Origin of the sequence: Collinsella sp. AF02-46-1 (assembly GCF_003465825.1) — a bacterium.
Lineage (GTDB): Bacteria > Actinomycetota > Coriobacteriia > Coriobacteriales > Coriobacteriaceae > Collinsella.
Map to the genome: position 1 here is coordinate 124726 of NZ_QSBV01000004.1, position 7479 is coordinate 132204.

General features: G+C 63.1%; 6 protein-coding genes. 2 read left to right on the forward strand and 4 right to left on the reverse strand.

Annotation, left to right across the window (positions count from 1 at the left end; all coding sequences use genetic code 11):
• Positions 1-19: 19 nt before the first annotated feature.
• From DWV20_RS02910 to DWV20_RS02920, 3 genes are all read right to left on the reverse strand, one after another.
• Complete coding sequence (locus DWV20_RS02910) at positions 20-1501, reverse strand: hypothetical protein (protein ID WP_118256337.1); 1482 nt, start codon at positions 1499-1501, stop codon at positions 20-22.
• Positions 1502-1733: 232 nt separating this feature from the next.
• Positions 1734-2741: a DUF5692 family protein gene (locus DWV20_RS02915; RefSeq protein WP_118256338.1), complete on the reverse strand. Its 1008-nt coding sequence runs from the start codon at positions 2739-2741 to the stop codon at positions 1734-1736.
• Between the two features lie 63 nt (positions 2742-2804).
• Positions 2805-3467 (reverse strand): TetR/AcrR family transcriptional regulator, encoded by a 663-nt coding sequence (locus DWV20_RS02920; protein WP_118256339.1) that lies wholly within the window; start codon positions 3465-3467, stop codon positions 2805-2807.
• Positions 3468-3654: 187 nt separating this feature from the next.
• Between DWV20_RS02920 and DWV20_RS02925 the strand changes: the two genes are divergently transcribed.
• Both DWV20_RS02925 and DWV20_RS02930 read left to right on the forward strand, forming a co-directional pair.
• On the forward strand, positions 3655-6432 hold the full coding sequence (locus tag DWV20_RS02925; protein WP_199581772.1) for an FAD-dependent oxidoreductase: 2778 nt from the start codon (positions 3655-3657) through the stop codon (positions 6430-6432).
• A 30-nt stretch (positions 6433-6462) separates the two neighbouring features.
• Positions 6463-6888 carry a hydrogenase maturation nickel metallochaperone HypA gene (locus DWV20_RS02930; protein ID WP_117803572.1) on the forward strand — a complete coding sequence of 142 codons (426 nt, stop codon included), beginning with the start codon at positions 6463-6465 and terminating at the stop codon, positions 6886-6888.
• A 42-nt stretch (positions 6889-6930) separates the two neighbouring features.
• Here DWV20_RS02930 and DWV20_RS02935 read toward each other — a convergent pair.
• On the reverse strand, positions 6931-7479 hold a 549-nt coding region (locus DWV20_RS02935; RefSeq protein ID WP_147346304.1), incomplete at its 5' end, for a transposase.

The window sequence follows — 7479 nt, forward strand, 5'->3', positions numbered from 1 at the left end:
ACTCAGGTGTCATGGTCCGCTAGTCCTGGGCCTTGATGCTCGGCAGGAGAATCTGGGCGAGGTAGTCGGTCTCGAGTTTGGTCGCAGCGTCGGCCTTGCCGTCTTTGCCGACCAGTACGTTCTTGATCTGGCTATAGGTGTAGCGGTTGCCGGTCGTGAGCTCGACAAGCTCAATGGCCGAGTCCATAGGGTAGGTCGACACGGGATTCTGCGTCCGTCCGTTGATGGTCTGGGGCACCACGTACGGATAGACGGGACCGCTGGCGTAGACGGTATAACCGTTGCCTAGGTTGGCCGCACCCAAAACCGTATCGCCCTCATCGGGCGTAAAGCTCTCGCCCTCGCGCACTGCGACGAGCGTCACAATCGGTGTATCGCTGTCGCCGGCAAGATAGATGCATAGCGTGCTGCCATTTTGCCAAGTCTCGACCTTGCCGTACCACTCGACGGGGATATCGAGCTGGTAGAGGTCGGTTGCCTTGTGGCGGGCGTCGGCATCACGGGCCGCCTGTGCCTTTTGCGCGCTCACGGCATTGACGGCGGCGCCGCGCCGCGCGGTTGCCGCCTGCTGGAGCACCTTGGCGGTGGCGGCGGAGCTCGCGCCTCCCTCCTCGGCATATTTGGCGGCGGCATCGATCTGGTCGTCAGTCACCGTGTCGGCCGAAGGCACCTTGAGCTTAAAGGCGGCCTGGCTGCTTAGGTCCTGTCCGTCGCTCTTGATCGTGACCTGCGCCTTGGTGGTCGGGACGGTATAGATGGTGCCGTCGGCCGCGATGGGAGAGGCAGCGATGGAGAGCGTGTAATCGCCGGGCAGCAGTTTGATGCCGCGGCCGTGCTCGTCAACATAGAGCGTTTCGCTCACGGATGAGCCATCAGCGTCCTGACCGCTCACCTGTACGGGAATCTTAGAGCTGGTGGAACAGTCGAGGCCCGCGGCATGCACGCCAATCTGCACCGACATCATCGTGTGGGCATTGGCGGCGACAGCGGCAGCCTGCTCTTGCTGATATCCGTTCCAGGCAGCATAGCCTGCACCGCCGGCGACGAGCGCGACGGCCACGACACCGGCGACCATCAGATTGCGGCGCTTGGGCGACATCTTGCGATGGCGGACCTCGGCTTCGTGTGCCGAGGGAACGGACGGCAGGGGAATATCGCCCATGGCGATGGTCTCATCCACGGCTGGTGCGGAACCCAGGCCAGGAAGCTCGCGAGTCAGCGAATCTTCGGCCGGTAAGCTGTCGAGCAAGACGGTTTCCTCGCCCGTGTCGGATTCGGGCTGGTCGTCGGCCTCGCTATCGTCCTCTTCGGCTTCGTCAGGAGCGTCTTTGGCGTCGCCGCCTTCGTCCTCAGTGTCTTCGTGCACCTCGTCTTGCGCGTCGACGACCGAATCGCTAAACGAGAGCTCGTCTAGCGCGATCCGGTCAAGGCTCTCCAGGGCTTCGGCACATGCTTCCGCATCCTGGGCCGCATCCTCGCGGCCATACGTCTCATCGCTCATATATCCCCCAATGCAATATCGGCTCAACACTGTACCCAAAAATGGAGCCATATAAAGCGCATACGAAATATAAGATCCGATTTAACCTGAGCGCATCGTTCGGCCGCATCCTCGCGGCAGCAAAAGGCCCCCGGAACGCGGACGAATCACATTCCGGGGGCTCTGCAATGCGTTGAGTTGCGCGGAGCCGGCTATGCTGCTTCACATTCAAGCGGCGTTTGCGCCGGGCATGTTACTCGGCGTGCGCGTAATCAACCTTGGCGCGGCGAGCGGTAGCCTTCTCCCAATCGCTGGTGCCCTCAAAGACGTCCTGCTTGTAGGGATTGCGGCCGAGCTTCTTGGCACGGTAGACGATGTAGATGATCGCGACGACGTTGGCGACCAGCGCGGCGATCGAGACCGCGGTAGCGGCGCCGGGGTCGAGCGTGGAGTGGGTCACAAAGATGGACTCCTCCTGGAAGTACGGGAATACCTGGGCAAACATGCACCAAATAGCCAGCGTAAAGGCACGGTTCTGGATCCAGCCGCCCTTGTTCCAGATAAAGGCGGCGACGGTGGGCGCCAGCAGCAGTGCAAAGCCGCAGAACCAGGAGTGGGTGGGCAAGCAGTTGTAGGTGTAGCAGAAGTTCCAGATATCGTAGGCGATGATGTAGACCCAGGTCATGTCGGGCCACAGCATGTCGGTCTTGTCCTCAGAGGCGTAGACACTCCACCAACCGGTCATGCAGAAGATGTTGATGATACCGGCGATGCCGTTGAACACGTTGTTCCAGCCGGCGAGCTGCGTGGCGCCCTCGGAGGTGACCCAGGTGGACTCGCCCAGGACAAAGAAGTGATAGGCGCTCTCAAAGTCGGACACGACGGCGATCATGATGTTGATGGCGACGATCACAAACGGCCACGCGCGGAACCAATGCGCCTTGCCGATCTTGCCCCACTGGTACTTAATGGCAATGAAGCCCCAGCAACCGGCCAGCGCCGCGTATACCTTGGCGTAGTGGAACCAGCTGTTCTGGTACACATGGGTGGGGTTGGTGAGCGCCCACTCGGCACCCTGTGAGACGCCGATGGCGATAGCGACGCAGTAGATGGTCATGGCCAGCGGAGCCACGCCAAAGATGATGGCCGCGCCCAGCTTGGTGCGGCGGCCGACCTCGTTGAGCACGATCAGGCCAATAAAGACCATGGCCCAGCCGGCCCAGTGGATAAGGGTATTGCTACCCCAAACATCGAACAGCATGCTGCTCTCCTTTCACAAGCCCGCGGCCCCTCTTCTGATCGCGGGCAGTTTGGCCAAATGTCGTCAGTTCTGGGGCTTGCGCTCCTGATACTTGGCGGTATAGCCCTCGATATGGAGCGTCGAGGCGATGATTTCCTTGACTGTCTCGTCGGGCGCATCGGGGTGCGTGCGGATATACATCAGCAGCCCCATGATGAGGGTGTAGAACGTCTCGTAGACATGGTCGATGCGTAGCTCGTGATGGGCGACAAAATCCACCACGGTGGTATCGCAGATATACTGCGCCACGCGCTGGACCACGTTGTGCAAAAAGCCGCCGTAGAGCGCGCCGCTGCTCGAGGTGAGCGTGCTCGGCAACTCGTGGCCGCTCACGACCAGGCGCTTAAAGAGCGGAGCAACGGTGTCGAGTGCGCCTTCGATGTCGCCAACCGTGCGGCTGGCGTTCCACTGCTCGAGCTCGGCGATAAAGCCGTCGATTGCCTCGTCCATAACGGCGGTGACGGCGGCATCCATATCGGCAAAGTAGTGGTAGAACAGCGAACGCGTGCAGCCAGCCCGCTTGGTCACGGCCGATACCGAAAGATGGGACACACCAAGCTCGGCGCTCACGGCGCGCACAGCGGCGAGGATCTCGCGACGGCGCTCGTCGCCCGTCAGGCGTTTTGCCGCGCTATCGGATGCGGGGACGGCATCGACCACAGAGATATCTGCTGCGTTGTTGCCCATGTTTTGCCGCCTTTCATCCTCTTTTGCCTGACCGTTCGCCTAACAGTCTTGAATATTGTTGACGGTTCGTCAATACTGTTTTTGACACAATGTCAACAATAGCGGGTGAACGGCATGGGGGCATGTCGAACCCGTACAAAGAGGGGCGCCGCGGTCTCGCCGGGCTGTGGCAAGAGAAGGGACGACTATGATTCTCAACGGACCGGGGATTAGCTATACCGAGCCCGATATCGGCGCGGAGTTCGTGCCGCCGATACCGGAGCATCCGCGCGAGGCCATCGTCAAACTGTGTGAGCACTGCACCAACCGCCTGCTGCACCGCGACGAGCTGCTGGGCTACGAGTACTGGTCGTTTGCCGAGGCCGCAACCGACGAGCAGGCCGAAGTGCTCTGCAAGATGAAGATGCGCCGTCCCTATACGCTGCCCGAGATGGTCAAGCTCACCGGCATGCCCGAGGCCGATATCGAAAAAATGCTCGACGACATGAGCTACACGGGTCTGCTCGAGTACAACTGGGAAAACCCCGAGCGCGCCAAGCAGTGGGTGCTGCCCATGCTGGTGCCGGGTTCCGCCGAGTTCCTCAACATGCGCGTGAGCCAGCTCGAGGAGCATCCGGTCTATGCCAAGTTCTTTGAGCAGGCGTCCAAGGGACCGCTGTCCAAGGCCACGCCGATGGTGCCGCCCGGCGGTGCCGGCATCGGCATGCATGTCATTCCGGTCGAGAAGGCCATCGATGCCGCGAGCACCTCGGTGCCGATCGAGCATATCGAGCATTGGCTCGACAAATACGAAGGTAAGTATGCCGCTAGCACCTGCAGCTGCCGCGCGAGCCGTCGCGTGATGGGAGAGGGCTGCGCCGACGACCCGGCCGATTGGTGCATCGCCGTGGGCGATATGGCCGACTACGTGGTCGAGACCGACCGCGGCCATTATGTGACGCGCGAGGAGGTCTACGACATCCTGCGCCAGGCCGAGGACAACGGCTTTGTGCACCAGATCACCAACATCGACGGTGAGAACAAAATCTTCGCCATCTGCAACTGCAACGTCAACGTGTGCTACGCCCTGCGCACTTCGCAGCTGTTCAACACGCCCAACCTGTCGCGCTCGGCCTACGTCGCCAAGGTCGAGAAGGACAAGTGCGTGGCCTGCGGTCGCTGCGTTGAGGTGTGTCCGGCCGGCGCCGCCAAACTGGGCCAGAAGCTCTGTAGCAAAAAGGCTGGCGGACAGGTGCCCGAGTATCCGCGCCAGGAGCTGCCCGATGCCACCAAGTGGGACCACACCAAGTGGTCGCCCAACTACCGCAACGACAACCGTATCGAGACGCATGAGTCCGGCACCGCTCCCTGCAAGACGGCCTGCCCCGCGCACGTTGCCGTTCAGGGCTATCTGAAGCTCGCGGCGCAGGGTCGCTATGACGAGGCCCTAGCACTCATTAAGCGCGAGAACCCGCTGCCCGCTATCTGCGGCCGTGTGTGCAATCGCCGCTGTGAGGATGCCTGCACCCGCGGTCGTGTGGACGCCGCCGTGGCTATCGACGAAGTCAAGAAGTTTATCGCCCAGCGCGATCTGGATGCCGCGACTCGCTATGTCCCGCCTGTGGTGACCCCGACGCGTGCCGGCGGCTTCGACCAGAAGATCGCCATCATCGGTGCCGGTCCGGCTGGTCTGTCCTGCGCTTTTTATCTGGCCGAGAAGGGCTATAAGCCCGTCGTGTTCGAGAAAAACGAGCGCCCGGGTGGCATGCTCACCTATGGCATTCCCAGCTTTAAGCTGCAGAAGGATGTTATCGAGGCGGAGGTCGAGGTCATTCGCCTGATGGGTGCCGAGTTTCGCTATGGCGTGGAAGTCGGCCGCGACGTGACGCTCGACGAGCTGCGCGCGCAGGGCTTTAAGGCCTTCTACGTTGCCATTGGCTGCCAGGGCGGCCGCCTTGCCGGCATTCCGGGCGAGGACGCCGAGGACGTGACCGTGGCCGTCGACTTTTTGCGCGAGGTCAACAGTGGCAAGATCGATGCGCTGCCCGGCCGCACCATCGTGGTGGGCGGCGGCAACGTGGCCATCGACGTTGCCCGCAACGCCTGCCGTCTGGGTTCCGAGCACGTTGAGATGTTCTGCCTGGAGAGCGAGGCGCAGATGCCCGCCAGCGAGGAAGAGCGTCGCGAGGCCATCGAGGACGGCGCGCACATCAGTTGCGGTTGGGGCCCCAAGGAGGTCCATCTGGACGAGGCCGGCCGTGTGTGCGGCATCACCTTTAAGCGCTGCACGCGCGTCTACGATGACGAGGGCCGTTTTGCGCCCGAGTACGACGAGAACGACCTGCGCCGCGTCGATGCCGACCGCGTGGTCATGTCCATCGGCCAGTCCATCGTGTGGGGCGACCTGCTGGCTGGCTCCAAGGTGGAGCTTGGCCGTGGTCAGGGCGCCCTTGCCGATCCCCAGACCTACCAGACCGCCGAACCCGACATCTTTGTGGGCGGCGACGTCTATACCGGTCCGAGCTTTGCCATCGATGCCATCGCCGCCGGTCACGAGGCCGCCGTGTCCATCCATCGCTTTGTGCAGCCGGGCTCCACGCTCACCATCGGCCGCAACCAGCGCCGCTACACCGCGCTCGACCGCAACGACGTTGTGCTCGAGAGCTACGACAACGCGAGCCGCGAGGTTGCGCATGTGGACCGCGAACGCGAGAAGGCTGCGCCGTTTAGCGAGTACGTCGAGACCTTTACCGAGGAGCAGGTGCGCGCAGAGACCGCCCGCTGCCTGGGCTGCGGCGCCTCGATCGTCGACCCCAACAAGTGCATTGGCTGCGGCCTGTGCACCACCAAGTGCGCATTCGACGCCATCCATCTTGATCGCGACCGCCCCGAGTGCTCCACGATGGTCAAATACGAGCAAAAGCTCCCCAGCTTGGGCAAGTACGCACTCAAGCGTGCCATCAAGATTAAATTCGGTCGCAAGTAAGTAGTCATAACGGGAACGGCGGAGGAAAAAGTGCACGAGCTCGGAATCGTCTATCACATTATTCGCGATGTCGAGAACGTGGCGCGCGCTCATGGCGTGCGTCGCGTTTCGAGCGTGACGTTGCTGTTGGGCGAGGTCTCGGGCGTCGTTCCCGACTTGCTGCTCGACGCTTGGCGCTGGGCAGCAGATAAAAAGCCTATCACCGAGGGCTCGGAGCTTATCGTGGAGCCCGTTGAAGCCGTGACACATTGCGGTGCGTGCGGCCGCGACTACGCGACGGTCGAGCACGGCAAGACCTGCCCTTATTGCGGCAGCGGCGAGACATACCTGCTGCAGGGCCAGGAGGTCATGATCAAGCAGATCGAGACCCCCGACGAGGACCCGGCAGACGCTGCCCCTGATGGTCCCGCTGCTCCTGACGCCGTCGACGCCGCCAACCCCCTCCACATCGCCTAACTTAGTCATTGGGTGTTCCTATAGTTTTGTCAACCGTCGGGGCTACTCCCGGTAGGGCACCCGGTCGCGCATCACGGCGTATATCGCCCTGAGCCGCTTCCTCGCGACGGCCTTGAGCGCCCGCCCGTGCCCCATGCCCCGCGCCCTGCAGGCCCGGTAGTACTCGCCGTAGCGCCCCGACGACCTCACCAGGCTGTTGCACGAGAAGATCAGCAGGGACTTGAGCCTCGCGTCGCCCCGCCTGGACGCCCTGACCGACCTCACCGACGTGCCGGAGCTCCTCACCCTCGGGGCTATGCCGCGGTGCGAGGCCAGGTGGTCGTGGTCCGGGAACCTCGCGATGTCGACCGATACCGCGAGCTGCGCCGCGGTCCTCGGGCCGATGCCGGGCACGGTGAGCAGGCACGCGTAGGTCTCGTCGCCCTCGAGCAGCCCCGCCGTCTCGGCCTCGAGGGCCCCGGCCTCGTCGAGGGCCTCCGATATCCGGGCGGCCAGGAACCTGACCTGCCTGTTCTCGGCCTCGACGAGCGCCGGCGGGGGCGCGGTGGAGGCGGCCGCGGCCTCCCCGGCGGCCTCGGCCCGCGGGCCCCC